Below are 26,182 nucleotides of genomic sequence, written 5' to 3'. Positions count from 1 at the left end.
CTCTTCCTGACAGACCGCTTCTGGGGTCACAATCACCACATGGAGCCCCCCGTTCGCCTGGCCAGCACGGGCACGATCATCCACGGCGTCTCCGTCGGGGAGGTGCTGGGCGTCTCGACCCTCGCCGACGCCCGCCTGATCGCCGGGGAGAGCGGGCTCGGCCGCATCGTGCAGCGCCTCAACGTCATGGAGGTGCCCGACATCCTGGCCTGGGTGAAGCCGCACGAACTGCTGCTCACCACCGGCTACCCGCTGCGCAACACGCCGCAGTCGCTCGGCCGCCTCGTCGCCGACCTCGACGAACGCGGGCTGGCCGCGCTGGCCATCAAACTCGGGCGCTACGTGGACGAACTGCCGGGGGAGATGGTCGAGCAGGCCGACCGGCTGGGGTTCCCGCTGATCATCCTGCCGAACGACGTCGGCTTCGACGACATCCTCAACCAGGTGCTCACCGACATACTCAACCGGCAGGCCGCCGTGCTCGCCCGCGCCGAGGAGGCGCACCGGGCGCTGGTGCAGGTCGTCCTGGCCGGTGGCGGGCTCAACGAGGTGACCGCCGAGGTGGCCGCGCTGCTCGACGTCGCGGTGGCCGCCGTCGACGGCAGCGGGCGGGTGCTCGCCGCCGCCGGGCCCTCCGACCACGTGGCGGCGTTACGCGAGTCGATCGCGCGCGAAGGCCCGCCGGCTCCGGCGCCCGTCGACCTCCCCGGTACGGCCGGCCGTACTCTGGCCTCGGTCCCCGTGGTCGCCGGCGGGCATCACCACGGCCGGATCATCGCCTACAGCCCGACCGGCGCGATCCGCGACAGCGACATCGGCATACTCGAGCGCACCGCCACCGTCGCCGCCCTGGTCGTCACCCGGCAGGAGGCGGTCAACGCGGTCGAGAGCAAGTACCGCGCCGACTTCCTGCGCGACGTCCTCACCGGCCGGGCCGGCGGTGCCGAACGCATCAGCGCGCGGGCCCGCGCCTTCGGCTGGGACCTGGAGCGGCCCGTGACCGTCCTGGTGGCCGAGCTGGACCCCGACGGCGACGAGCGCAGCGCCCAGGACCGCATGGTCAACGGCTGGACCGCCGCCGTGCGCAGGCACGACCCGCGCGGCGCCGTCGCGGGCTTCTCCCACGAGGTCGTCGCCGTCGTGGACGCCGCCCTGGACGCCTCCCGCGTGGCCAAGGACGCCGCCGCGGCCCTGGCCGACGCCCTTCCCGCCACGTTCTCGACCGGGACCTCCCGCCGCTGCACCGCCCCCGCGACCCTGCCCGAGGCCTACTCCCAGGCGCTGAAGGCGGCCAGGGTCGGCCGCCAGCTCCACGGTCCGGGCGCGGTCGCCCAGTTCGACCAGCTCGGCGTGTACCGGCTGCTGTCACTGGTCAACGACACCGACGAACTGCACGCCTTCGTCCGCGAGACCCTGGGCCCGCTGGCCGGCGACGACGACGCGGAGAACGGCGACCTGCGGCGTACCCTCCAGGTTCTGCTGGAGACGAACCTCAACGTCGCCGAGACCGCGCGCAGGCTGCACTTCCACTACAACACGCTGCGCTACCGGATCGGGAAGCTGGAGCGCATGCTCGGCAACTTCACCGAGGACCACCACCTGCGGCTCAACCTCACGCTGGCCCTGCACGTCCTGCGCATGCGGGGCATCTAAGCTGGGCCGTTGTGGACCTGGACTTCGAGCTGAACTCTGACTTCATCCCGCTGTGCGACCTGCTGAAGTACTGCGGCGTCACCGAGACGGGCGGCATGGCCAAACACCTCATCGCGGAGGGGATGGTCTACGTCGACGGGGAGGTCGAGCTCCGCAAGACCCGCAAGATCCGCTCCGGCCAGGTGGTCGCCGGAGACGGTTTCACCATTCACGTGGCCTGAGAACGACGCGTGTCACTCCTGCCTCTATGGTGCTCTCCGACATCAAATAGGAGACATCTCCGCTGGTGAGAGGCAAGGGCAGGCAAGATGGCGTTCGGGTGGAAGCTGCACGGCGACGGGAAGCGGCTCGCGCCGGGTGAGGTGGTCAAGCCGGACGAGCGGCTCACCTGGCCCAGGATGATCGGGTTCGGCGCGCAGCACGTGATCGCCATGTTCGGCGCGACGTTCGTGTTCCCGCTGGTCATGGAGCTGGACCCGAACCTGGCCGTGATGATGTCCGGGATCGCCACGATCCTTTTCCTGCTGATCGTGCAGGGGAAGGTGCCCAGCTACGTCGGCTCCAGCGCCTCGTTCGTGGGCGCCGTGGTCGCGATCAGGGCCGCGGGCGGCGACAGCGCCACGGTGACCGGGTCGCTGCTCGCGGTCGGGGTGGTGCTGGCGCTGGCGGGCCTGGCCATCCACCTGCTCGGGGTCCGGGTCATCCACCGGATCTTCCCGCCGGTCGTGACCGGGGGCGTGGTCATGCTGATCGGGTTCGGCATGGCGTACGTGGCGGCGGACGTCTACTGGCCGCAGGACCCCTGGGTGGCGCTGCTGACCATGGCGGCCTCGTTCGTGTTCATCGGGGTCTTCCGCGGCTTCCTCGGCCGGATCGGGGTGCTGCTCGGCCTGGTGTTCGGGTTCGCGCTGTCGTGGGCCTGGGACCTGATCGGCGGGCCGATCACCTCGCCCGGCGCCGACGGCAAGGTCACCGAGCACCTGCGCGTCAACCTGGAGGCCGTCGCCCAGGCCGAGTGGATCGGGCTGCCCAAGCTGCACGGGCCGGTCTTCGAGGTCTCCGCGGTCCTGGTCTGCCTGCCCGTGGTCATCGCGCTGATCGCGGAGAACGTCGGCCACGTCAAGGCCGTCGGCGAGATGACCGGCGTGGACGTCGACCGGTACATGGGCCGCGCGGTCATGGCCGACGGCGTCGGCACCGTGGTCGCCACCTCCGTCGGCGGCCCGGCCACCACGACGTACGCCGAGAACATCGGCGTCATGGCGGCCACCCGCGTCTACTCCACCGCCGCCTACTACATCGCCGCGGTGATCGCGATCCTGTTCGGCCTGTGCCCCAAGTTCGGCGCGCTGGTCGCCGCCACGCCCGGCGGCGTGCTGGGCGGCGTCACCACGATCCTCTACGGCATGATCGGCCTGCTCGGAGCCAAGATCTGGATCGAGAACAAGGTGAACCTGGCCGAGCCGGCCAACATGGTTCCGGTCGGCGCCGGGATCATCTGCGCGATCGGCCCGGTCGCCTTCCCGATCACCTCGACCTTCTCGCTCGGCGGCATCACGCTCGGCACGATCGTCCTTCTCGTGGGATACCACGTGCTCAGGGCGGTGCGCCGGTAAGGCCCCCTCTGGTCATCGGCCCAGCTTTGGCAGATCATGACGGTGTAGGACAGTGACATCGGGCCTAATGTGCCCGACAAGCAAGGAACCGCCGCGGAGGAGCCTGCGGGGCGGCCACCGAACCGACGGCCCGGTAGAAAAGGGGCTCTCATGGTTTTGGGTTGGACCAAACACGGCGACGGAAAACACCTGGCTCCCGGCGAGGTCGTCAGGCCCGACGAGCGCCTGACCTGGCCGAGAATGGTCGGGTTCGGCGCCCAGCACGTGATCGCGATGTTCGGGGCGACCTTCGTCTTCCCGCTCGTGATGGACCTGGATCCGAACGTGGCCATCATGATGTCCGGCGTCGCCACGATCCTCTTCCTGCTGATCGTGAAGGGGAAGGTGCCCAGCTACCTGGGCACCAGCGCCTCGTTCGTCGGCGGCGTGATCGCCATCAGGGCGCTCATGGGCGGCGACACCCCGGCGGCCGACGCCATCGTCACCGGCGCGATCCTGGTGGCGGGGATCGTGCTGGCCCTGGCGGGGCTGGCCATCCACTTCCTCGGCGTCCAGGTCATCCACCGGATCTTCCCGCCGGTCGTGACCGGCGCGGTCGTGATGCTCATCGGGTTCGGGCTGGCGTTCGTCGTGGCCGACGTCTACTGGCCGCAGGACCAGTGGATGGCCCTGATCACGATGGTGATCACGTTCGTGGTGATCGTGGCGTTCAAGGGGTTCATCGGCCGGATCGGCATCCTGGTCGGCCTGGTCGCCGGATTCCTGCTGTCGTGGGGCTTCGACAAGGTCTTCGGGAACATCACCGCGTTCAACGCCGCCACCGGCAAGATCGACACGCACCCGCGTGTCAACCTCTCCTCCGTCGCCCAGGCCGACTGGATCGGGCTGCCGAGCTTCCACGGGCCCGACATCAGGTTCGGCGCGGTCCTGCTCGTCCTGCCCGCCGTCATCGCGCTGATCGCGGAGAACATCGGCCACGTCAAGGCCGTCGGTGAGATGACCAAGACCGACGTCGACCCGTACGTGGGCCGCGCCGTCGCCGCCGACGGCATCGGCACCGTCGTGACCAGCGCCGTGGGCGGCTCGCCCACCACCACCTACGCCGAGAACATCGGCGTCATGGCCGCCACCCGCGTCTACTCCACCGCCGCCTACTACATCGCCGGCGTCATCGCGATCCTGTTCGGCCTGTGCCCGAAGTTCGGCGCGCTGGTCGCCGCCACGCCCGGCGGCGTGCTGGGCGGGGTCACGGTCATCCTCTATGGGATGATCGGCCTGCTCGGAGCCAAGATCTGGGTGGAGAACAGAGTGGACTTCGCCGACCCCGTGAACATGGTGCCCATCGGCGCCGGCATCATCCTGGCGATCGGCCCGGTCGAGCAGATCATCACCGAGGAGTTCCGGCTGCAGGGCATCGCGTTCGGCACCATCGTCGTGGTCGGCGGTTACCACCTGCTGAGATGGATCGCCGGCCGGCCCGCCGAGATCAGGGAGACGGCCGGGTGAAGCCCGCCCCGTTCGAGTACCACGCGCCCCGCGAGGTGGAGGCGGCCCTCGACGCCCTGGCCGAGGCCGGGGCCGAGGGCAAGGTGCTCGCCGGCGGCCAGAGCCTGATTCCCATGCTCAACATGCGCCTGGCCGCTCCGGCGCACCTCGTCGACATCAACCGGGTCGGCGCGCTGGCCGCCGTCGAGACCTCCGCGCGCGGGGTTCGGGTGGGCGCGCTGGCCAGGCACGCGCAGATCTTCCGCTCCGGGCCGGTCGCCGCGGTCCAGCCGCTGCTGCGCCAGGCTCTCGGCCTGGTCGCGCACCCCGCCATCCGCAGCCGCGGCACCGTCGTGGGCAGCCTCGTGCACGCCGACCCGGCCGCGGAACTGCCCGCCGTCCTCGCGCTTCTGGGAGGTTCGGTACGGCTGGCCGCCCGCGGCACCGAGCGCGAGGTGGCGGCGCGGGAGTTCTTCACCGGCCCGATGGAGTCCGCGATCCGGCCCGGCGAACTGGCCGTGTCCGCGTTCTTCCCGGCCCTGGGCGAGCGCTCAGGGACCGCCTTCGTGGAGGTGGCGCGCAGGCACGGCGACTACGCGCTGGCCGGGGTGTGCGCGCTCGTCGTCCTGGACGAGGACCTGCGGGTGTCGGTGGCACGGGTGGCGTGCGTCGGGGTCGGCCCGGTGCCGCTCGTCGTGGACGTGGCCCAGGACCGCGGGCACGGCACCGACTGGGCTTGCGCGGCGCGGGCCGTACGGGAAAGGGCTGAGCCGGAGGCGGACATCCACGCGACGGCCGAGTACCGGCGGCACCTGCTGGGGGTCCTGGCCGAGCGGGCGCTGCGCGCGGCCGCCCGCGCCGCGGGCAGTGACGACGGCGAGAGGGAGAGCGGTTGAGCGGGCACGAGATCACGCTCGTCGTGAACGGGGTGGCGCGGCGGGTGAGCGTTCCGGCGCGGCGGCTGCTGTCGGACTGCCTGCGCCACGACCTCGGGCTGACCGGGACGCACGTCGGGTGCGAGCACGGCGTGTGCGGGTGCTGCACGGTGCTGCTGGACGGCGAGCCGGTGCGGTCCTGCCTGACGTTCGCGGTCACGGTGGACGGGCAGGAGATCACGACGGTCGAGGGGCTGGCCGGGCCGGACGGGATGTCGGCGGTGCAGCGGGCGTTCGCGGAATGCCACGGGCTGCAGTGCGGGTTCTGCACGCCCGGGTTCCTGTGCACGGTGACGGCGCTGCTCAGGGAGAACCCGGCTCCGACCGAGGAGGAAGTGCTCGAAGGGGTGTCGGGCAACCTGTGCCGGTGCACCGGGTATCAGAACATCATCAAGGCCGTGCACAGGGCGGCGGAGCTGATGACGGAGGAGTCGTGAGCACGCGGTTGTTCGGCGAGCCGGTCCGGCGGGTGGAGGACGAGCGCCTGCTGACCGGCCAGGGACGCTACCTGGACGACCTGGGCCGCGAGGCGCTGGCCGCCGCGTTCGTCCGCTCGCCGCACGCGCACGCCCGCATCCGCGACATCGACGTCACCGCCGCCCTCGACGTCGAGGGCCTGGTCGCCATCTACACCTGGGAGGACCTGCCACCCGGGGTGGCCGAGCCGCTGCCCCTGCTCATTCCGCACCCGGCCCTCACCCACGGCCGCACCGCCCACCCCCTGGCCAAGGAGACGGTCCGGCACGTCGGCGAGCCCGTCGTCATGGTCGTGGCCACCGACCGCTACCTGGCCGAGGACGTCTGCGCGCTGATCGAGGTCGACTACGAGCCGCTCAAGGCGGTCGTCGGCCTGGAGGAGGCGGCGCAGGGATCGCGGCTCGTCCACGAGGACGTGCCCGCCAACCTGGGCGCCCACCTCGTCCAGGAGGTCGCCTCGACCGGCGGCGCGAGCGCCAGGGAATGCATCGAGACCTCCCCGCACACGCTCGCGTTCCGCCTGGACATCGAGCGCAGCGCCAGCATGCCGCTGGAAGGCCGCGGCGTGTACGCCCGCTGGGACGGCCGCGACCTGCGCGTCTACTCCAGCACCCAGACCTCCACCAGCGTCCGGATGGCGATCGCCGCGAAGCTCGGGCTGCCGCTGCCCCACGTCGAGGTGATCGCGCCCGACGTGGGCGGCGGGTTCGGCGTCAAGATCGTGCACCCGTGGCCGGAGGAGGTCCTGGTGCCGTGGGCGGCCATGACGCTGGGCCGCGAGGTCAAGTGGGCCGAGGACCGGCGCGAGCACTTCGTCGCCAGCGCGCATGAGCGGGCGCAGGTGCAGTACGTGCGGGTCGGGTTCGACGACGCCGGGCGGGTGCTGGGGCTGGAGGTGACGATCCTGCACGACCACGGCGCCTACACGCCGTACGGGATCATCGTGCCGATCGTCACGTCCACGCAGCTGCTCGGGCCTTACAAGATCGGGTCCTACCGGGTGGAGTTCAGCTCCATCTACACCAATACCGTGCAGGTCACGCCGTACCGGGGCGCGGGGCGGCCGCAGGCCGTCTTCTGCATGGAACGGACGATGGACAAGATCGCCCAGCACCTCGGGGCGGACCGGACCGAGGTGCGCGCGGCCAACTTCATCGGGCCCGAGGAGTTCCCCTACGACCAGCGCATGACCTTCCAGGACGGGCGGCCGCTCGTCTACGACAGCGGTAACTACCCCGAGATGCTCCGCATGATCAAGGAGCTGATCGGCTGGGACTCCTTCGAGCGCGGGCCGCATCGGGGGATCGGGCTGGCCTGTTACGTCGAGGGGACGGGGGTGGGGCCGTACGAGGGCGGGCATGTGCAGATCACCTCGGACGGGCGGGTGCACGTCTCCACCGGGCTGACCTCACAGGGGCAGGGGCACGAGACCGTGTTCGCGCAGATCGCGGCCAGCGAGCTGGGGGTGCCGATCTCGCGGGTCTCCGTCGTGACGGGGGACACGCGCCGGTTCGGGTACGCCGTGGGCACCTTCGCCTCCCGGGCCGCCGTGGTCAGCGGCAACGCCATCGCTCTGGCCTGCGGGAAGGTGCGGGAGAAGGCGCTGCGGATCGCGGCCGAGGCGCTGGAGGCCGATCCCGCCGACCTCGACATCGCCGACGGGCTGGTGCACGTGGTCGGCTCGCCGTCCGCGTCGATCCCTCTGTCCACCGTGGCGGTGCTGTCCAACCCGCTGCGCTACTCCTTCGACGCCGAGACCGCCAAGGCCACGCAGTTCGCCACCGCCACTCCCGCGGACCGGCCGCCCGTGGCCGACGGGGAGGAGCCCGGGCTGGAGGGGCGGGGGTTCTATTCGCCGCTCCGGTCCACCTTCGCGGCCGGGATGCACGCGGCGATCGTGGAGACCGATCCCGAGACCGCGGAGATCCGGATCCTGCGGTACGCGGTGGTGCACGACTGCGGGCGGCTGGTCAATCCGATGATCGTTGAAGGGCAGGTGCACGGTGGAGTGGCCCAGGGGATTGGGGGCGCGCTGTATGAGCGGATGGCCTATGACTCGGATGGGCAACTGCTCAACGCGTCGTTCATGGACTTTCTGATGCCTTACGCGAGTGAGATTCCGCGGATCGAGACCGCTCATCTGGAGACGCCTTCGCCGTTGAACCCCTTGGGGATCAAGGGGGCGGGGGAGGCGGGGGTGATTCCGGTGTCGGCGGTGATCGCTTCGGCGGTGGAGGACGCTGAGGGGTTCGACATCGATCGGATGCCCATCTCGCCGTCTGACCTTTACCACCTGCGTGCACGCTAGGGTCCTGCTCCCGGGCCGTTGGGTCCTGCCTTCGGGCCGTTGGATCCCGGTTCCAGGGCGCCGGGCCCGGTCTCAGGCCGCAGGGCCCTGGTTTCAGGCCACCGGGCCCCTGGTTTCAGGCCGCTGGGTCCGGTTTCAGGCCGCAAGGCCCTGGTTCAAGGCTGTCAGGCTCCGGCGCTGGGGGCGCTAGGCTCCGGTGGCATGCGTGTTGATCTCGCCTGGCGTGGGCTGACTTCTGTGCCGGATCCTTCCGGGGTTTCGGTGTTGGTGCTGGATGGCAACCGGTTGATGGATGTTCCGGATTTTTCGGGATATAGCGGGTTGCGGGAGTTGCATCTTGACGGAAATTTGCTGACTCGGGTGCCTTGCTGCCCGCCGTACCTTGAAGTGCTTTTCCTGTACGGCAACGCCATCACCGCCCTCCCCGAACGGCTGCCCGGCGGCCTCAGGCACCTGGCGGTCGGCGGGAACCGGCTCACCTCCGTCCCCGATCAGCTGTGGGAGCTGACCGGCCTGGAGACGCTCAACCTGGCCGAGAACGCGCTCACCGAGATCTCCCCTGCGATCGGCGGACTACGCTCGCTGCGCATGCTCGACCTCGGTCACAACCAGCTCGCCTCTGTGCCCGCCGCGATCGGCGACCTCCCCCTGACCGACTACCTGTACCTGAGTGACAACGGCCTCACCCAGGTGCCGGCGGCCTTGGGCAGGCTGGACCGCCTGGCGTACCTCAACCTGACCGACAACCGCCTGGAGTCCCTGCCCGCCACCCTCGGGGACATGGCCGGGCTGGTGGAGCTGCGCCTGTACAACAACCGGCTGGAAACCCTGCCCGCCTCACTCGCCCGCCTGGGCCGGCTGCGAGAACTGCACCTTCGCGGGAACCGGCTGCGCGAACTGCCCCCTCTGCCGCCGGGGCTGATCCACCTCGACCTGCGGGACAACCTGCTGTCCCGGGTGCCGGCCCTGCCGTCCGGGCTGATCGAACTCGACCTGCGCAACAACCGGCTGCGCACCTTGCCGGATGAGCTGCCGCCGGGGCTGCGGAAGCTGGACCTGCGCTGGAACAAACTGGAAGGCGACCCCCCGATACTCGACCGCCTCAAGGCATCCGGCTGCATAGTGCTCCGCTGACCCCTCGCGCCCGCACTCGCGTCCCTCGCGCCCGCGCTCGGGTGTCCGTGTGGCCTCCTCGCGTCTCGTGGGCCGTGTGCTTCGAGGGTTGTGCTCTGCGCTTCCGGGGCCTCGCGTTTCCGTGGTCTGGGCGATCTTGGGGTGAACTCTCGGGTCAGGGGGTGCGTATCTTCGCGCATGACGACATTTACGCGGCTGACCATCTGCGGGATCGCTGTCGCGCTGGCCGCGGCCTGCTCGCCGGGTGATGGGTCCGGGGGCGGTTACGTGGCCGCCGCCCAGAGTCCGCAGCCCGTGGCGCTCACCGTCGAGGAGCTCGCCGCCAAGGTCGACTGCCGGCCGAAGATCCAGATCGATGCCACCGAACTCCGGCAGGGCCACTGCAAGACGGGCGACGGCGAGTTCTTCCTCACCACGTTCACCACCCAGGAGGGCAAGGACGCCTGGATGGACACCGCGCCCGAGTACAACCCCCACCTGGTCGGCCACCTGTGGACCGCGCTGTCCACCCGCAAGGTGCTCGACCGCATCAGGAAGCGGCTCGGCGGCGACCTCCATCTCAAGGACCACCGCACCCAGACGCCCACGCCGTCCCCCTGACCGGCCTGCCGCCCCCACGGACGACCGCCGGGCCGGTGTGGCGGCACCGGCCCGGCGGTGGCTCACCAGTGCCGGGCGACCAGGAGGTACTGGGCCAGCACCTGGCCCGGGGTGGCGATCCGGTCAAGGAACATGAGGCTGTCCATCCGGCAGTCGCAGGGGTTGCCTTCGCGGTTGTTCTGCGGGTAGCTGCCTCCGATCTTGATGCCGCGCGGGTCGGTCGGTGAGGCGAGGTCGGGTTCCGGCGGGCCTTCGATCGTCCACGGGTCGCCGGTCAGCGTGTAGAAGCCGGAGAGCGGGCGGCCGTTCTTGTACAGGCGCATGGTCGCGGTGTCGTAGTCGAACGTGGCCGCCAGGAACACCCACTCGCCCGGCGGCAGAATCTCCTGCCATGGCCGGTCGGCCGCGAATGTCTGTGAACTGCTGCCGTCCACCCGCCGCCCGAGCGCCACGACCCGCATCTCGCCGTTGACCGTGATCAGCTCCAGCAGCGCGCGTACGTCGTGCCCCTGCGAGTTGCCGCTCAGCACCCCGGCCAGGCCGATCGCCCCGTAGAAGTCGTCGGGGTTGGCGGAGTTGGAGTTCGGGCTGGGATTCTGGCCGGTCATCTTGAACCAGCCCATGATGGTGGCGCCACGGACGGCGTTGAAGGCGTTCAGCGTGGGCACGCCGGTGGGGGAGTAGACGCCCGCCTTCCAGTCGTCGCTGCTCGCCGTTGTGGGGCTGACCTGCCGCACCTGCATGGAGGTACGGCTGCCGCGATGCGCGCCGTCCCGCACCCGCATACCGGCTCCGCCGTTGACCAGGGTGATGTCAGTGCCTGAACGTCCCCGGTCCTGTTCCATGGCCGGGTTGGCGGGGTCGGGGTGCTCGAAGTCGTAGTGGGCCACCAGGTCGCGCCGCAGGCTGGGCAGCACGGTGGGCCACCCCCACCCGTTCCCGGCAGCCTCTGCCCGCGCCGCCTCGACCTCGGTTCTGGCCGCTTCGACCTCGGTTGCGGCCGCTTCGACGTCATCCTTGGCTGGTGCCGGCTCGGCCCTCGCCGTTCCGGACCCGGGGTTGCCCGTCGTCTCCCGCGCGCCCGTCGTCTCCCGCGGGCCCGTCGTCTCCCGCGGGCCCGTCGTCTCCCGTGTGTCTGTCCCCAAGGCTGAGTCGGTTGCTGGAGTCGCCCCGAGTGCTGCCGGGTTTCCCGCCGCGCCGGAGAGCCGCGCGGTGGCTGCGCCGCCGGACGACGCTGTGGCGGTAGCCGTACCGGACAGAGGGGTGGTCAGGGCGGCGGTGAGGAGAAGGGTCGCGAGGACGGACAGATGCCGAAATCTCATGATGGGAGCTCCCAGCGCGCGCCCGTGATCTTCCAGATCTTGCCGTTCGCCTTGGACAGCACGTACAGCTCGCCGCGGCCGTCGCGGCCGAAGCGCAGGTCGACGCGGTTGCTGCCGGCCAGATCCTTCATCGTCACCAGCCGGCCGGTGGCGGCGTCGCGGAGTTTGGGCTCGTACATGACCGCGCGGTCGTTGCCCCGGCGCATCTTTGAGGCGTGGGTGAACCAGATCCGCCCGTCCACGATGTCGCCGAACACGTACTTTCCGTACAGGAACGGCAGCCGCCAGCCGCGGTAGACCATCCCGCCGACCACCGCGTGCCCGCTGTCGGCCGTGCAGGAGTGGCCGGGCGGCGGGTCGTGGTCGTATGCGGCCACCGGGTAGGTATAGCCGTATTGGGCGTCGTCCGCGGGCAACGGGTACAGGTTGCAGCGGTCTTCCTTCTTGAAGACGAACGACCCTTCGCGCACGCTCCATCCAAAGTTGTCACCCGCGCGCACGTCGTAGATCGCCTCGATCTCGTGCTCGCCGATGTGGCCGAGGAACAGGCGGTTCGAGCCGGCCGGGTCCCAGGAGAAGCGGTGCGGGTCGCGCATGCCGTACGCGTAGATCTCGCCGAGCGCGCCCGGCCGGGTGACGAATGGATTGCCGGCCGGGATGCCGTATTTGCCGTTCGCGCTGTTCGTCCCGGTGGGGTCGATGCGCAGGATCTTGCCCTGCGGTATGCCCAGATCCTGTGGGTTCGTGGTGGCCACGCCGCGTCCGCCGTCGCCGGCGGCCACGTACAGCAGGCCGTAGTCGGGGTCGTGGCGGCCGGCCGTGGGGTTGAAGTCGATCTGCTGGATGCCGTGGATGTTGCTGCCGAACCCGAGGCGCAGGATCTCGCGGCGGGTGCCCTGGAAGGTGCCGGCCTTGGGGTTGGTGGCCGTCCATTCGTCGATGACGCCGTGGACGATCGAGTTCGGCTGCGGGGTCAGGTCGGGCGTCTTCGTGGTGAGCGCCGCGCCTGCCTCGGTGTGGACGGTGTAGAACTTCCCGTTCCTCGCGAACTCCGGATGGAACGCCACAAACCCAAACCCACTCCCCAGACCGCGGCCCGAGATGAAGTCCGGGGCGAACGTGGCGCCGACATCCAGGTACTCCTGCCACGCGCCCTTGTCGCGCAGGTACAGCTTGCCGTTGAGATCGTTGACGAACATCCGGCCGGAACGGTCGGGCACCTGGCCCAAGTAGTTGATCCGCGCCCACCTGACCAGGCGCTGGTCGGTCGGGGTCGGCACCGGCTCCGTCTTCGGGAACTGCGCGAACTCCTCCAGCGTGAGGGTCAGCGCCGACGGGGTCGGCTTCTCGGGGATCGGGTCGTCGATGGGCACGTCGGGTTCCGCCACCGCCGGGGTCGTCGCCAGGACGATCACGAGCAGCGCGGCGGCCAAGGTTCGGAGGGGTTTCACGGTCATGGCATCACCAGAGGGGTTGAGGGTGGGTTCTGCGGGTTCGGGCGCTTAAGAACAGCGCCTTCTGGTACGGCACCGCGGTGTCGCCAGCCGGTGCCACGCTCGGTCGACGGGATTGCCTGTGGTGCGGCACCGCCCCGCGTGTGTTCTGTGGTGCGGCACCGCCCCGCGTGTGTTCTGTGGTGCGGCACCGCCCCGCGTGTGTTTCCGGCAGGTGCGTGCTCCGGGGCCGGCTCCGCTGTTGTTGGGCGTTGCGCCGGGCATTCCTGTGGTGCCCTGCGCGCTCATACCGGCGGGGAGGGTGTTCGGGTCAGGAGTCGGCGTGGGTGGTGTCGTCGCCGGGGCCGCCGATGAGGACGTCGGTGCCCCGGGTGCCGTAGAGGTGGTCGTTGCCCGGGCCGCCGTTCAGGGCGTCGGGGTCCGGCCCGCCGTACAGGGAATCGTCGCCGCGGCCGGCGGAGAGGACATCACTGCCCGCACCTCCATGGATCTGGTCGTCTCCCGAGCCGGTGAGCACCACGTCTCTGCCGTCGCCGCCGCAGACCACGTCGTCCCCGCCGAGGCCCCAGACCAGGTCGTCGCCGCCGAGCCCGGAGACCACGTCGGCCCCCGGGGTGCCGGACAGCAGATCCCGCCCGTCGGTCCCCACGACGGTGGACGCCACCCCGGCGCAGGTCGGTGTGCCCTTGAGCGACATATCCCGCATGCGGCCGATGTTGTCGAACGAACCGAAGCCGACCCGGCCGGTGCCGAACGTCCTGTCCGTGGCGGTCATGAGGGGTGTGGTCGAGCCGTCCATGTACACGGCGATCTCGCCGCTCGTCACGCAGTGCCGTACCCGCACCCGGTGCCACTGCGCGTCGGTGACGGCAGGCGGCGCCCCCACCTGCCCGTTCCACTGATGATCGAGCCGCAGGCGGTCCGCGTTGTTGACGACGAAGATCCCGTTGTGCGGGTAGATGGTGTTGTCCTGGGACAGATGCACGTAGTAGAACTGCGTGTCCGACCGGTACCCGAACACGATGATCACGTCCCGGTTGCTGACGCTGACCGGCGTGTCCAGCCGTACGGTCGCCTCGATCTCCACCGACGCGAACTCCGGCCCGGCCGTGAGCACCGCGTACTCGAACGGCCGCCGCGGCCCCGGCCGCGCCACCCCAGCCTCGGCGAGAATGACCTGATCCCCGGGCAACCGCCACTTGGACGGCGTAACCGGCGCCCAGTTGCCGGCTCCATTCACATTCCGAACCACAGCGCTGCCCGGATCACAAGCAGCATGGCCGGGACCGGCGGACTCGACGCCCGCCGAATCGTTCGCGACAGCGGACCCCGGCGCGAGCATCGCCGCACCGAGCACAGTAGTGGTGGCCAGGGCACATAAGCGCACGCGAAGGGCCGACATCCGGATCCTCTCGGTCGAGCGATCGACGGTTGTTATTCGTAAGCGCTTCCGAAAGCGCTTACGTTAGCCTCCGGCCGAAGCGTAACTCGCCAAATCCCCCTGTCAATCCTTCACCCTCAACACCCGACTCCGCCCTCCACGAACCGCTCCCGCCACAACCCCCGTCGTAACCTCCCCGCCTCACCCGAGTTCCCCGCGCACGTGGGGCGTTCCGTCCACGTGGCGTACTCCCGCCACTCCCGCCGCGCCGCCACTCACGCCATCCCCGCCACTCACGCCATCCCCGCCACTCCCGCCACACCCCTTCGTAAACTCACCCCGCCGCTCCCCCACCCCGCCCCGCCGCTCCCCCCGCCGCGCCACTTTCGCCACTCCCGCGACTCTCGCCACTCCCGCGACTCTCGCCACTCAGACCACTCCCGCCCCTTTGGACCACTCATGCCACCCAAGCATCCCGCTCCCCACCGCGCACGCCATGCCGGATGTGCCAGTGGGCGCCGCACCACCGGTCGCGGGCTGTGGGTGTGGCGCGTAGCGCGTGTGTGGTGTCGGGTGGGGGTGCGGGGGGTTGGGGTGCGTGGTGTAGGTGGTGCTTGGCGTGCGGGCGGGTGGGGTTCGTGGTGCTTAGGGGCGGGGTGGGGCGGTGCTGGCTCGGGGGATCAGTTCGTGGGGGGTACGGCGGCGGCGGGGGCGGGAGACGGAGGGTTTGAGGACGAGTTCGAGGGCCTGGCGGCCCATGCTGATCATGGGGAGGCGGATGGTGGTGAGGGCGGGGTAGACGTCGGCCGCGGCGGGGATGTCGTCGAATCCGGCCACCGAGATGTCGTCCGGGACCCTGCGGCCTGAGCCCAGCAGCCAGGACAGGGCGCCTACCGCCATGGGGTCGTTGAGGGCGATCACGGCGGTCAGGTCGGGGTGGTCGTTCAGGAGGGACGCAGCCGCCGTGGCGCCGCCCTCTCTCGTGAAGTCGCCGGGCACTACCGGCACCGTGTGCCACGGCAGGCGGGCGGCGCCTATCGCGAGGCGGAGGCCGGCCAGGCGGTCCTCGACGGTGGTGAGGTTCGGAGGGCCGGACAGGACGCCTATGCGGCGGTGACCCAGGTCGAGGAGGTGGCGCATCAGGGTGACGCCGCCGCTGAGGTTGTCGGGGAGTACGGCGTCCACGGGGAGGTGGTGGCGGCCGATGACGGCCACGCGGCCGCCCGCATGGGTGAAGGAGCGGACTTCTGCGGCTATGTCGGTCTCTGTGCTGGCGTCCACGTAGCCCGATCCGGCCAGGACGATCGAGTTCACCCGGTGGGCGCGCAGGGCGCGGATGCGGGCGAGTTCGGCGGCGGGGTCGCGTTCGGTCTGGCTGATCAGGGCCATGTAGCCGCGGGACTCGGTCTCACGCAGGACGCCGCGGGCGATCTCGCCGAAGTACGGGTCGCCGACGTCGTGGACGATCAGGCCCACGATCGTGGACGGCCCGCCGGCCAAGGCTCTGGCATGGCTGTTCGGGACGTACCCGATGCGGTTGGCCACGGCCTGTACGTGCGCGGCGACCACGGCGCTCACCCCCGCCGAGCCGGTCATGGCCCGGGACGCGGTGGCCAGCGAGACACCCGCGGCTCTGGCGACGTCGACGAGGCGTGGCGGAGCCGGACGATTGGCCATGGGCGCGCGACCCCCTTGTCCGCCGCTGAAACACGTGCCATCGTAACCGAAAGCGCTTACGAAAGCGCTTGCGTACGCCGGGAGGACCGGAAATGTCATATGTGCGCAAGGCAACGTTGGTTCTTGCATTATCGAGCTTGAGTATTTCCGCTTGTGCCAAGGCGGAGGACCAGCCCAGTGGTCAGGCGCCCACGACGGGGCCGGTGAAGATCGGCATCTCGCTTCCCCTGACCGGCGACTTCGCCGAGCCCGGCAAGGGCATCCAGGAGGGCTACAAGATCTGGGCCGAGCACGTGAACGCCAAGGGCGGGCTGCTCGGCAGGAAGGTCGAGCTGATCTTCCGCGACGACGCCTCGGACCCCAACCGCGTCACCTCCGACTACGAGTCCCTGATCACCCAGGACAAGGTGAACCTGGTCTTCGGGCCCTTCTCCTCCCGCCTCGTCATCCCCGCGGGCAAGGTCGCCGAGTCGTACGGCATGCTGTTCGTCGAGCCGGCCGGAGCCGCCAAGGAAGTCTTCGAGCAGGGCTTCAAGAAGTTGTTCTACGCGGCGCCCGCCATCGCCGACGACCACTACAACTACCTGGCCGACTACCTCATCAAGCTGCCCCCGGACCAGCGGCCCAAGACCGCCGCCTACGCCAGCCTCGACGATCCGTTCGCCCAGGGCACCGCGTACGGCCTGCGCGACAAGCTGGCCGCCGCCGGGATCAAGACGGTGGCCGACGAGGTGTACCCGCCGGAGACCACCGACTTCTCGCCCATCGCCGCCAAGATCGCCCAGGCCAAGCCGGACATCGTCGTCGGCGGCACCCAGTTCGAGGACTCCGTCGGCCTCGTCCGCGCGCTGCAGGAGCTCAAGGTCCAGCCCAAGCTGGCCGCGTTCAGCACCGGGCCGACGCTGCCCGAGTTCCCGGCGGCGGTGAAGGGCGCGGCCGAGAGCGTCATCTCCCCGGTCGGCTGGTCGGCCGGGTCGGGGTTCACCGGCAACGACGCGCTGGTCAAGAGCTACAAGGACATGTTCGGCGGCGAGGCCAACGAGGACGCGGCCAACGGCTACACGGTCGGGCAGGTCGTGGAGGCGGCGGTCAACGCGGTCAAGTGCGTGGAGCCGGGCAAGGAGTGCCAGGACAAGCTCGCCGCCCACCTCCGCCAGGCCACCTTCGACACCGTGGTCGGCCCCCTGTCCTTCGACGACCAGGGGCGTCCCGAGCAGGCCCACATGATCCAGCAGTACGTGAACGGCAAGGTCGAGATCGTGCTGCCGGAGGGCTCGAAGGCGCAGACGGCCAAGCTCGTGTTCCCGAAGAAGGAGTGGTGACCATCCACAACTCCATGCGACCTGGTAGGGCCGGGGGCCCTTTGTACCTGGGGGCGTCGGACGGGGGTTCGACAGACCTTCGGGTGACGGACTTGAGGGTGAGCGACCAGGGTCTGACGGGCTGGGGTCTGACGGGCCCGAGGGTGGGGGATCAGGGTCTGACGGGCTGGGGTCTGACGGGCCCAGGGCTGACGGGCCGGCGGCTGACGGACCCAGGGTTGACGGACCCAGGGTTGACGGGCCGGGAGCTGACGGGCCGGGAGCTGACAGGCTCAGGGCTGATGGTCGGAAGGCCGACAAGCCGCAGGTTGACGGGCCCCCGGGGTCCCACGGGCCGCTGGGGTCTGATGGGCCGGCCAGGGGTTGATGGACCTGAGGGTGATGGACCGGGGGTTGATGGACCGGGGGTTGATGGACTTGAGGGTGGTGGACGAGGGGTTGATGGCCGGAGGGCGGACCGACCGTGGGTTTGCCGGCCGCCGAGGGCTGGCGGGTCGTGGGCCGGCGGGCCATTGGAGGCTGGTAGGGAGGGGTGGTCGGACGGGGTTCGGGAGGGGCGAGGTGTGGGGTTCAGGGGTTGGCGGGGGAGGTGGGTGGTGTGACGTTGCTTTTGCAGGGGTTAGGGCTGGGGATCTTGACGGGTGGGCTCTACGCCTTGCTCGCCTCCGGCCTCTCCCTGTACTTCGGGGTCATGCGGGTCGTCATGGTCGCCCACCCCGCCTTCCTCTTCCTGGCCGCCTACCTCACCTACACCCTCCACACGGCCCTGGGCATGGACCCGTTGCTCACCATCCCCCTCACCGTCCCGGTCTTCTTCGTGCTGGGTGTGCTGGTCCAGCGCCTCCTGCTGGCCCGGCTGGCCTCCGATCAGGTGCAGATGATGTCGGTCCTGCTGACGTTCGGCCTGGCGCTGACGATCGAGGGACTCCTGGGCACGATCTACACGGGCTCCTACAAGTCGGTCACCGTCGGCTATGACACGAAGAGCCTGACGATCGGGGCGGTCAGCCTGCCGTACGACAAGATCATTGCTTTTGGGGTGGCGGGGCTGACGCTGGCGGTGTTGTTCGGGGTGCTGGTGAAGAGCCGGTTCGGGCAGGCGTTGCGGGCGACGATTCAGCATCGGGAAGCCGCGCGGCTGGTGGGGATCAGGACGGATCGGGTCACCGGGTACGGGTTCGGCGTGGGGCTGGCGACGGCGGCCGTCGGGGGCGGGGTGCTGGCGTTGATCACGCCGTTCTTCCCGGCCTCGCACTGGGCCTGGATCGGCAAGCTCATGGCGATCATCGTGGTCGGCGGCCTGGGCAGCGTGGTGGGCGCGGCGCTGGCGGCCGTGCTGCTGGGTGTGGTGGAGGGCCTGGTGCTGGTGACGGTCGACGCGACCTGGGCCACGCTCATGTTCTACGCCTTCCTGTTCCTGACGCTGCTGCTGCGCCCGCAGGGGTTCTTCGGAGGCCGGCTTGCGCACCGTTTCTAAGCTCCTCCTCCTCGCCGGTACGGCCGGCGCCCTCGCCTACCCCTGGCTGGTCCCGAACTACTACCTGGTCTACGCCGGAGTCCTGACGGTCATGTACGCCGCCATGGCCACCTCGTGGAACATCCTGGGCGGCTTCACCGGCTACGTCTCGCTGGGCCATTCGGCCTTCTTCGGGCTGGGCGCCTACGGCACCGGCCTGCTGATCACCCGGGCGGGCATGCCGTGGGTCCTGGCACTGCTGGTCTCGGCGGTTCTGGTCACGGTGGCCGCGGCGGTCATCGGGGTGGCGGCGGTCCGGGTGCGCGGGGCGTCGTTCGTGATCGTGTCGATCGCGCTGGTGTCGGTGATGAACCTGCTGGTGCAGGGCTGGCGCTCGCTGACCGGCGGCGCCACGGGCCTGCAGGTGCCGGCGCCGTTCGACCTGAGCAGGGGCCAGACGCACATGGTGTTCTTCTACCTGTTCCTGGCGCTGCTCGCGCTGGTGCTGCTGACCTGGTGGTTCATCTCGCGCTCGCGCTTCGGCGGCGGGCTGAAGGCGATCAGGGAGGACGAGGACAAGGCCGAGATGCTGGGCGTGCCGACGGCGGCGTTCAAGGTGGCGGCGTTCGCGGTGTCGGCGTTGTTCGTGGCGCTGGCGGGCGGCCTGTACGCGGTCTGGTTCCGCTCGCTCGACCCGATCTTCGTCTTCTCCATCGTCAGCGGCGTCTACATGGTGCTGATGAGCCTGCTGGGCGGGGTACGCCACCTGTTCGGCCCGCTGCTGGGCGCGCTGATCATCGCCCCGGCGGGGGAGTACTTCCTCATCGCGCTCGGCGAGTCGCAGATCCACCTGACCGCGACCGGCGTGCTGCTGGTGCTGGTGGTGCTGTTCATGCCCGAGGGCATCGTGCCGAGGCTGATCGGCCGGCCGAAGGGCGCCTCGATCAGGGAGGACACCGCCGAGCAACGCCTTCAGGAGGTCAAGGGATGAGCCTCAGAACCGAGGGTCTGGCGAAGGCGTTCGGCGGGGTCACGGCGGTGGACGGGGCCAGCGTGGAGATCCGCGAGGGCGCGATCAACGGCCTCATCGGCCCGAACGGCTCCGGCAAGACGACGTTCTTCAACCTGGTCACGGGCCTGATCCGGCCGGACGCGGGCAGGGTGCTCTACAAGGGCAGGGAGATCACCGCCTGGTCGCCGCACCGCATCGCGCACGCGGGGCTGGGGCGCACGTTCCAGCTGTGCCGGGTGTTCCCGCGCATGACGGTGCTGGAGAACATGCTCGTCGCCGTCCGCCGCACCCGCCTGCGCGAACTGCTCGCGGGCAGCAGGAACACGGCCGAGGTCGAGCGGGCCCGCCACTGGCTGCGCAGGATGGGCATCGAGCACCTGGAACACGCCGAGGCGCGGCACCTGTCGTACGGCCAGCAGAAGCTCCTCGAACTGGCCGCGATCTTCATGGGCGACCCCGGCCTGGTGCTGCTGGACGAGCCGGCGGGCGGCGTCAACCCGGCGCTGATCGACCGGATCGTCACGCTGGTGCGCGATCTCAACGCCGAGGGCAGGACGTTCCTGGTCGTCGAGCACAACATGGATGTGGTCATGGGCATGTGCGATCACGTGGTGGTCTTCGACCGCGGCGCCCCGATCTGCGAAGGAACTCCCGAGACGGTCCAGAGCGACCCGCGCGTGCTGGAGGCGTACCTAGGTGTCTGAGCCGCTCCTGTCACTCAAGGACATCACCGCGGGGTACGGCAGGGCCGCCCTGGTCCTGCGCGGCCTGTCGGTCATGGTCGAGGCGGGCCAGGTCGTCTGCCTGGTCGGCCCGAACGGCGCGGGCAAGTCGACCGTGCTCAGGGTCGCCAGCGGCCTGCTCGCCCCCCGCTCCGGCAGCGTCGTGCTGGCCGGCGAGGACGTGACGGGACGTTCGCCGCAGGCGCTGCTCGACCGCGGCCTGTCGCACGTGCCGCAGGGCCACAGCGTCTTCCGCGAGATGACGGTCGCGGAGAACGTCCGGCTGGGCGGCTACACCGTGCGCGACAAGGCGCGCCTGCGCGAGCGCGAGGAGGCGGTGAAGGAACTGTTCCCGATCGTGGCCGAGCGGTGGGGCGGCATCGCCGGCCTGCTGTCGGGCGGGCAGCAGAAGCAGGTGGAGTTCGCCCGCGCGCTGATGCTGGAGCCCAAGGTGGTCCTGCTGGACGAGCCGTCCATGGGCCTGGACCCCAAGACCACGCAGACCGTCTTCGACCAGATCGACCTGATGCGCCGGGCCGGGGTGGCGGTGCTGCTGGTGGAGCAGAACGCCCGCCGCGCGCTGGAGATGGCCGACGTGGGCTGCGTCCTCGACCTGGGCGCCGTGCACATCTCCGGCCCGGCCCGCGAACTGGCCGCCGACCCCCGGCTGGGCGCCCTCTACCTGGGCGGAGCAGCCGCCCGAAATGGCCCCCAAGCATGACAAGATGTGCGAATGTCTCCAAAGGACTGGAAACGCAAAGAAAGCTGGCTTGACCAGGACAATCTCATCTATGCCGGGTTCATCGCCATCGGCATCGTCCTGGTCCAGCCGTTCCTGACCGTGGCCGAGCTCGACGTCGCGGCCCTCGTCTGCGTGCTGTCCTTCTCGGTGTCGATCCCGCTGCTGGCCGTGCTGACGATGATCAACCAGCTCCGCAAGACCCACCAGTTCATGGGCAGGACGCCGCTGCTCAACTTCGCCAAGGGAATCGCGCCGCTGACCTCCTGCATCGGGGTCGTGGCGGCCTTCTGGCACATGTCGTGGATCGCCGGACTGGTCGTGCTGGTCAGCGGCGCCGTCGCGGTGATCGCCTACGGCGGGTTCTTCTCGGTGCTGCCCCGCGAGATGGGCGGTGAGGGGCTCGTGCCTCCGGAGGAGTCGATCCCTCCGGAGCTCGACGAGCCGCACCCCACCTGACCGCGCTCAGGCGGGCACCAGGACCCGCTTCCTGAACACCCAGTACGTCCAGCCCTGGTAGAGCAGCACGAACGGCAGCGTGATCAGCCCGATCCAGCTCAGCATCGTCAGCGTGTACGGCCCCGAGGCCGCCTCGGCCAGCGTCAGCCCCGGCAGGGGCATCGGCGCGAGCCGCAGGAAGACCGCGACCGAGGCCAGCACGATCGCCCCGGCGGTGGCGGCGAAGGCCCAGCCCTCGCGCCGCCGCCAGATCAGCGCCGCCGCCCCGGCCAGGGCGGTGGCGGCGGCCAGCGCCGCGACCGTGCCGGCCGTGCCGGCGCCCAGCCGCGACAGCGCCAGGACGCCCACCGGCACCGCGAGCCCCGAGGCGGCCAGCGCCGCCGTCCGCGCCCGCCGCCGCAGCGGCCCCTCGGTCCTGAGCGCGAGGAACACCGCGCCGTGCAACACGCTCGCCGCCAGCGAGAACACCCCGCCGAGCAGCGCCGCGAGCCCGTCGGCGAACAGCATGTCGGCGAAGACCGCCCCCCACAGGAACGCGGGCAGCGCGCTCCCGGCCACGATGCCCGCATCGCACCAGAACGTGTTGGTCACCTTGCCGCGCCACTCCAGCCCGACCCCGCGCACGATCAGCCCGACCAGCACGAGCGCGACCGGCAGGTAGAACGAGCTGAACATCCCCGCGTACCAGGCCGGGAAGGCGGCGAACATCGCGCCCACCGCGGTGATCAGCCAGACCTCGTTGCCGTCCCAGACCGGGCCGATCGTCTGCAGCGCCTGCCGCTGCTCGCCGGCGCCGCGCGAGACGAACGGCGCCAGCATCCCGACCCCGAAGTCGAAGCCCTCCAGCACGAAGTAGCCGGTCCACAGGAAGGCGATGATCACGAACCACAGATCGATCACGGTCAGCTCCTCAGTACGCCAGCGCCGGTTCGGGCTGGGCGGCGACGCTCGCGGGCTCGTCGAGCCCCTTGCGCACATGCCTGGTCAGGAGTACGGCTTCCGCCACCGCGAGCCCGCCGTACAGCAGAGTGAAGATCACGAGGGTCGTGGCCACCTCGGCGAGGCTCACGCCGGGCGAGACGCTGGAGGCGGTGAGCAGTTCGCCGGCGACCGTCCAGGGCTGGCGGCCCACCTCGCTGAGCAGCCACCCGGCGATCACCGCGAGGAACGGCAGAGGCAGCGCCAGCACCAGCACCTTGGCCAGCCAGTCCGGTAGCGGCCGCTTCCTGCGGGTCAGCCACAGCCCCAGCACCGACAGAGCGACCGTGCCGAGCCCGAAGACGAGCATCACGCGGAACGACCAGAAGACCACCTCGGGGTTCGGCCGGTAGTCGCCCGGGCCGAACTGCCGCTCGAAGCGCTTCTGCAGGTCCTCGGTGCCGGCGATCACCGCGTCGGGGTCGTGGGTGGACAGGAAGCTGAGCACCTTCGGCACCTCGAGTCCCGGCACGATCGAGAACGGCGCGCCCGCGGTGTCGTGCCTGAGCCCTTCGGCGGCGGCCAGCTTCATCGGCTGCTGCTCGTGCAGGAGCCTGGCCGACATGTCGCCGGTGCCCGCGACGACGACTCCGGCGACGGCGGTCATCAGCAGGGCCGCGCGGGCGGTGCCGCGCCACATGTCGTCGCGGTCCTTCAGCCAGCGGTAGCCGCAGACGGCCAGGATGAAGCCGCCCGCCACGATGAACGCCGAGGCGATCACGTGCGGCACCTGGGCCACGGCGGTGGAGTTGGTCAGCACGGCCCACAGATCGGTCATCCTGGCCCTGCCGTTCTCGACGGTGTAGCCGACCGGGTGCTTCATCCAGGCGTTGGCGGCCAGGATGAAGTACGCCGACAGGTTCGAGCCGATGGCCGCGGCCCAGATCGTGGCCAGGTGCACCTTCTTCGGCAGCCGGTCCCAGCCGAAGATCCACAGGCCGAGGAACGTGGACTCCATGAAGAAGGCCAGCAACGCCTCCATGGCCAGCGGCGCCCCGAAGACGTCGCCGACGAACACGGAGTACTCACTCCAGTTCATCCCGAACTGGAACTCCTGCACGATGCCGGTCACGACGCCCATCGCGAAGTTGATCAGGAAGAGCTTCCCGAAGAACTTCGTCAGCCGCAGGTAGTGCTCCTTGCCCGTGCGGTGCCAGGCGGTCTGCAGCCCGGCCACGAAGATGCCCAGGCCGATCGTCAGCGGTACGAAAAGAAAGTGGTAGACGGTGGTGATTCCGAACTGCCACCGTGCCAGGTCAAGTGCGTCCATCTGTCCCTCACGGGTCCCTGAGCTCTACGGCCTGTAGTGCATCTACTAGAAGTAGTACTACAAGCTGTAGAGCAACGGGGCGGCGAGCTCTGCGATCTTTGTCACAGCCGGAAAAAACTTGTCCGCCGAACGTGGAAAAGTGCGATGACTTCCCGTGCGGGCCGGGGTCTAAATAGGCACAGACTCAGAGAAAGGCACGGGAGATGACCACCATCGAGCTGGCCCAGGTGCTCTTCACCTCAGCCCTGCAGCCCTCCGACATCCTGACCTCCGACCGCGTGCGCACCGTGATCGACGACCGCCTCTGCGCCTGCGGCGGAGACACCTCCGGGTGCGCCGCCTACGTGGCGCAGGAGGCCGGCGACCACCCCGACGCGTTCGCCGCCCGCATGCGCTGGGCGCTCGGCGCGGTCACCGCCGCCTACCCCGCCTACCGGCTCGCGGCCTGAGGAGGACCGTCATGCATCCCTTGTTCCGCGAGATCATCGCACCGCCGCTGTGGGAGGCGCCGCCGGAGGAAGAGCGGCGGCACCGTCATCGCCGGCGCCGCGCCGTCCTGGTCAGGCGTCAGGTCGCGGCCAGATAGGCCTGAAGGTCGCCCAGCTCGTAACCCCGCCGCTTGATCTTGTCGATCAGGATGCGGAAGTCCCTCGCCAGGTTGGGACGGAAATGCAGCAAGAGGATGTCACCGGGGCGCAGCCTCTTGTCGGGAACCTGGTAAGCGATCTTGCCGCCCGGCTGCACGCTGGCGGTCCACAACAGAACGTCCCTGATGCCGCAGGACTTCGCCGCGGCCAGGGTGTCGGCGTTGTAGTTGCCGAACGGGGGCCGGAACAACGCCGGACGGGCGCCGATCCGCTTGCCGATCAGCCGGGAGGCGCCGCAGATCTCCGCGCGCTGGGCGTCACGGCCCAGCAGGAGCAGGTTGGGATGGGTGAGCGTGTGATTCTCCACCGCGACCCCGGCCTCGCGCAGCTCCTGGAAGTACCCCCACTTGCCCGCGCCGACGAAACGGCCCGTGCCGCCCGCCGGGTCGGGCGTGCCCTTGGCCTCGACCGCGTCGCGCATGGCGAAGGCGGTGATCGGGATGCGTTCCTCGCGTACCTGCCTGATGAAGCCCGGGTCCTGCTCCCAGCCGTCGTCGATGGTCAGGAAGACCACCTTGCGCCGGGTGGGGATCGAGCTGATCACCCTCGGACGCGGGCCGGCGATCTTGCGTACCTCGCCCGGACGGGGTTTCACGCCCGCGGGTTCCCGGGGGCGCGGCGCGGGTGAGGCCTCCTCCGGCGGAGGTTTGGCGGCCGGTTGGGCCTGCCCCGCCGTACAGGCCGCGGTCATCGCCGACAGCGCCACCATCCCCGCCGCGCACGCACGGCGCGGCCCCCCGAAGATCCCCCTGGCCATGGCGCCCCATCATGCCAGCTCGACGAGGACTTCCCGCGGTTCTCGGCGGGAGTTGCCATGCGGGCGGCGGGTGTCATGTGCCTAGAGTGGCCGTGTGAAGCTCGCAGGCAGTGCCGTGATCGGCATCGAGAGAGATCGTGTGTGGGCGGCGCTCCAGGATCCGGCGGTGCTGGTACGCACCATCCCGGGCTGTGAGCGCCTGGAGGAGAGCGGGCCGGACACCTACCGCATGACGGTCACCGCTGGCGTGGCCGCCATCAAAGGCGTGTACCACGGCGAAGTGGGGCTTTCGGAGCCGCTCGCGCCCGAGAGCTTCGTGCTGCGGGCCCGGGGGCAGGGCGCGCCCGGCACGGTGGAGGCCACCGTCCACGTCCGGCTGAGCGAGGTCGATGACGGCACCCGGGTCGACTACGACGCCGAGGCCGTGGTCGGCGGCATGATCGGCGGGGTCGGGCAGCGCATGCTCGGATCGGTGGCCAAGCGGACGGCGGGGGAGTTCTTCACGGCCGTGGAGACCCACCTGCGCGAAGGCCCCGCGCCCGCCGCGTCCGTCGTGCCGGCGTCGCCGGGCGAACCGGCGGCGGCCCTCGTGCCCGCCGCTCCTCAGGTCTACGAACGGCCGGCCAAGGAGCACACGCAGACCCGCCCCTGGGTCATGCTGGCCTCGTTCGGCATGGGCGCCGGCATCGCCCTGACCGGCGTCGCGCTCGGCTGGCTCCTGGGCCGGACCACCCGCCGCCGCCCCGGCCCGCCGTAACGGCCGGGCCCGGCGTAGCGG

At 70.3% G+C, this 26,182-nt stretch carries 25 protein-coding genes; 18 read left to right on the top strand and 7 right to left on the bottom strand.

Annotated features, from left to right (window positions below):
- Window positions 1-39 precede the first annotated feature (39 nt).
- The 9 genes from ACIBKY_RS16750 (at window position 40) to ACIBKY_RS16710 (ending at window position 10,208) form a co-directional block, all read left to right on the top strand.
- Window positions 40-1,653, top strand: coding sequence for a PucR family transcriptional regulator (locus ACIBKY_RS16750; protein WP_379635093.1), 1,614 nt, complete (start codon window positions 40-42; stop codon window positions 1,651-1,653).
- Window positions 1,654-1,664: 11 nt separating this feature from the next.
- Window positions 1,665-1,874 (top strand): RNA-binding S4 domain-containing protein, encoded by a 210-nt coding sequence (locus tag ACIBKY_RS16745; RefSeq protein ID WP_379613698.1) that lies wholly within the window; start codon window positions 1,665-1,667, stop codon window positions 1,872-1,874.
- 87 nt (window positions 1,875-1,961) lie between these two features.
- Window positions 1,962-3,269, top strand: coding sequence for a uracil-xanthine permease family protein (locus tag ACIBKY_RS16740; protein ID WP_397097537.1), 1,308 nt, complete (start codon window positions 1,962-1,964; stop codon window positions 3,267-3,269).
- Window positions 3,270-3,419: 150 nt separating this feature from the next.
- Window positions 3,420-4,775, top strand: coding sequence for a uracil-xanthine permease family protein (locus ACIBKY_RS16735; RefSeq protein ID WP_397097536.1), 1,356 nt, complete (start codon window positions 3,420-3,422; stop codon window positions 4,773-4,775).
- Window positions 4,772-5,650, top strand: a complete 879-nt coding sequence (locus ACIBKY_RS16730; protein WP_397097535.1) for an FAD binding domain-containing protein — start codon at window positions 4,772-4,774, stop codon at window positions 5,648-5,650. Before ACIBKY_RS16735 ends, ACIBKY_RS16730 begins: the two co-directional genes overlap by 4 nt.
- Window positions 5,647-6,126 (top strand): (2Fe-2S)-binding protein, encoded by a 480-nt coding sequence (locus ACIBKY_RS16725; protein ID WP_397097534.1) that lies wholly within the window; start codon window positions 5,647-5,649, stop codon window positions 6,124-6,126. The genes ACIBKY_RS16730 and ACIBKY_RS16725 overlap by 4 nt, the downstream gene beginning before the upstream one ends.
- Window positions 6,123-8,474, top strand: a complete 2,352-nt coding sequence (gene cutA / locus ACIBKY_RS16720) for an aerobic carbon-monoxide dehydrogenase large subunit (RefSeq protein ID WP_397097533.1) — start codon at window positions 6,123-6,125, stop codon at window positions 8,472-8,474. Before ACIBKY_RS16725 ends, cutA begins: the two co-directional genes overlap by 4 nt.
- A gap of 387 nt (window positions 8,475-8,861) precedes the next feature.
- The gene (locus ACIBKY_RS16715; protein ID WP_397097532.1) at window positions 8,862-9,608 is read left to right on the top strand and encodes a leucine-rich repeat domain-containing protein; all 747 of its coding nucleotides are present in this window, start codon (window positions 8,862-8,864) and stop codon (window positions 9,606-9,608) included.
- 177 nt (window positions 9,609-9,785) lie between these two features.
- Entirely contained in the window at window positions 9,786-10,208 is a 423-nt protein-coding gene (locus ACIBKY_RS16710) for a hypothetical protein (protein WP_397097531.1), read from the top strand.
- Window positions 10,209-10,270: 62 nt separating this feature from the next.
- On the opposite strand, the gene ACIBKY_RS16705 is transcribed toward ACIBKY_RS16710, so the two are convergent.
- From ACIBKY_RS16705 to ACIBKY_RS16690, 4 genes are all read right to left on the bottom strand, one after another.
- Complete coding sequence (locus tag ACIBKY_RS16705; RefSeq protein ID WP_397097530.1) at window positions 10,271-11,125, bottom strand: hypothetical protein; 855 nt, start codon at window positions 11,123-11,125, stop codon at window positions 10,271-10,273.
- Between the two features lie 401 nt (window positions 11,126-11,526).
- Window positions 11,527-12,987 carry a PQQ-dependent sugar dehydrogenase gene (locus tag ACIBKY_RS16700; RefSeq protein WP_397097529.1) on the bottom strand — a complete coding sequence of 487 codons (1,461 nt, stop codon included), beginning with the start codon at window positions 12,985-12,987 and terminating at the stop codon, window positions 11,527-11,529.
- A gap of 307 nt (window positions 12,988-13,294) precedes the next feature.
- Window positions 13,295-14,224 carry a calcium-binding protein gene (locus tag ACIBKY_RS16695; protein ID WP_397097528.1) on the bottom strand — a complete coding sequence of 310 codons (930 nt, stop codon included), beginning with the start codon at window positions 14,222-14,224 and terminating at the stop codon, window positions 13,295-13,297.
- A gap of 786 nt (window positions 14,225-15,010) precedes the next feature.
- Entirely contained in the window at window positions 15,011-16,042 is a 1,032-nt protein-coding gene (locus ACIBKY_RS16690) for a LacI family DNA-binding transcriptional regulator (protein WP_397097527.1), read from the bottom strand.
- A 203-nt stretch (window positions 16,043-16,245) separates the two neighbouring features.
- Here ACIBKY_RS16690 and ACIBKY_RS16685 point away from each other — a divergent pair, with 203 nt between their 5' ends.
- From ACIBKY_RS16685 to ACIBKY_RS16660, 6 genes are all read left to right on the top strand, one after another.
- The gene (locus ACIBKY_RS16685; RefSeq protein ID WP_397097526.1) at window positions 16,246-17,364 is read left to right on the top strand and encodes an amino acid ABC transporter substrate-binding protein; all 1,119 of its coding nucleotides are present in this window, start codon (window positions 16,246-16,248) and stop codon (window positions 17,362-17,364) included.
- A gap of 598 nt (window positions 17,365-17,962) precedes the next feature.
- Window positions 17,963-18,841: a branched-chain amino acid ABC transporter permease gene (locus tag ACIBKY_RS16680; RefSeq protein ID WP_379613674.1), complete on the top strand. Its 879-nt coding sequence runs from the start codon at window positions 17,963-17,965 to the stop codon at window positions 18,839-18,841.
- Window positions 18,825-19,811 (top strand): branched-chain amino acid ABC transporter permease, encoded by a 987-nt coding sequence (locus ACIBKY_RS16675; RefSeq protein ID WP_397097525.1) that lies wholly within the window; start codon window positions 18,825-18,827, stop codon window positions 19,809-19,811. The genes ACIBKY_RS16680 and ACIBKY_RS16675 overlap by 17 nt, the downstream gene beginning before the upstream one ends.
- Entirely contained in the window at window positions 19,808-20,536 is a 729-nt protein-coding gene (locus tag ACIBKY_RS16670) for an ABC transporter ATP-binding protein (RefSeq protein WP_397097524.1), read from the top strand. Before ACIBKY_RS16675 ends, ACIBKY_RS16670 begins: the two co-directional genes overlap by 4 nt.
- Window positions 20,529-21,275: an ABC transporter ATP-binding protein gene (locus ACIBKY_RS16665; RefSeq protein ID WP_397097523.1), complete on the top strand. Its 747-nt coding sequence runs from the start codon at window positions 20,529-20,531 to the stop codon at window positions 21,273-21,275. The genes ACIBKY_RS16670 and ACIBKY_RS16665 overlap by 8 nt, the downstream gene beginning before the upstream one ends.
- Before the next feature lie 12 nt (window positions 21,276-21,287).
- The gene (locus tag ACIBKY_RS16660; RefSeq protein WP_397097522.1) at window positions 21,288-21,752 is read left to right on the top strand and encodes a hypothetical protein; all 465 of its coding nucleotides are present in this window, start codon (window positions 21,288-21,290) and stop codon (window positions 21,750-21,752) included.
- A gap of 6 nt (window positions 21,753-21,758) precedes the next feature.
- Here ACIBKY_RS16660 and cydB read toward each other — a convergent pair whose 3' ends face one another.
- Entirely contained in the window at window positions 21,759-22,652 is an 894-nt protein-coding gene (gene cydB, locus ACIBKY_RS16655) for a cytochrome d ubiquinol oxidase subunit II (RefSeq protein ID WP_397097521.1), read from the bottom strand.
- A gap of 10 nt (window positions 22,653-22,662) precedes the next feature.
- Window positions 22,663-24,000 carry a cytochrome ubiquinol oxidase subunit I gene (locus tag ACIBKY_RS16650; RefSeq protein WP_397097520.1) on the bottom strand — a complete coding sequence of 446 codons (1,338 nt, stop codon included), beginning with the start codon at window positions 23,998-24,000 and terminating at the stop codon, window positions 22,663-22,665.
- Window positions 24,001-24,203: 203 nt separating this feature from the next.
- Between ACIBKY_RS16650 and ACIBKY_RS16645 the strand changes: the two genes are divergently transcribed.
- The gene (locus ACIBKY_RS16645) at window positions 24,204-24,449 is read left to right on the top strand and encodes a hypothetical protein (protein WP_379635070.1); all 246 of its coding nucleotides are present in this window, start codon (window positions 24,204-24,206) and stop codon (window positions 24,447-24,449) included.
- Between the two features lie 11 nt (window positions 24,450-24,460).
- Entirely contained in the window at window positions 24,461-24,586 is a 126-nt protein-coding gene (locus tag ACIBKY_RS16640) for a hypothetical protein (RefSeq protein WP_379613658.1), read from the top strand.
- On the opposite strand, the gene ACIBKY_RS16635 is transcribed toward ACIBKY_RS16640, so the two are convergent.
- Window positions 24,568-25,404 (bottom strand): polysaccharide deacetylase family protein, encoded by an 837-nt coding sequence (locus ACIBKY_RS16635; protein ID WP_397097519.1) that lies wholly within the window; start codon window positions 25,402-25,404, stop codon window positions 24,568-24,570. The genes ACIBKY_RS16640 and ACIBKY_RS16635 overlap by 19 nt on opposite strands.
- 94 nt (window positions 25,405-25,498) lie before the next feature.
- On the opposite strand from ACIBKY_RS16635, the gene ACIBKY_RS16630 reads away from it, so the two are divergent.
- Entirely contained in the window at window positions 25,499-26,161 is a 663-nt protein-coding gene (locus tag ACIBKY_RS16630) for a carbon monoxide dehydrogenase subunit G (protein WP_397097518.1), read from the top strand.
- The last annotated feature ends 21 nt before the right edge of the window (window positions 26,162-26,182 follow it).

It is taken from the genome of Nonomuraea sp. NPDC050394 (genome assembly GCF_044459065.1).
In the GTDB taxonomy this organism is placed as follows: domain Bacteria; phylum Actinomycetota; class Actinomycetes; order Streptosporangiales; family Streptosporangiaceae; genus Nonomuraea.
This window is presented reverse-complemented; position numbering and strand designations above follow the sequence as displayed.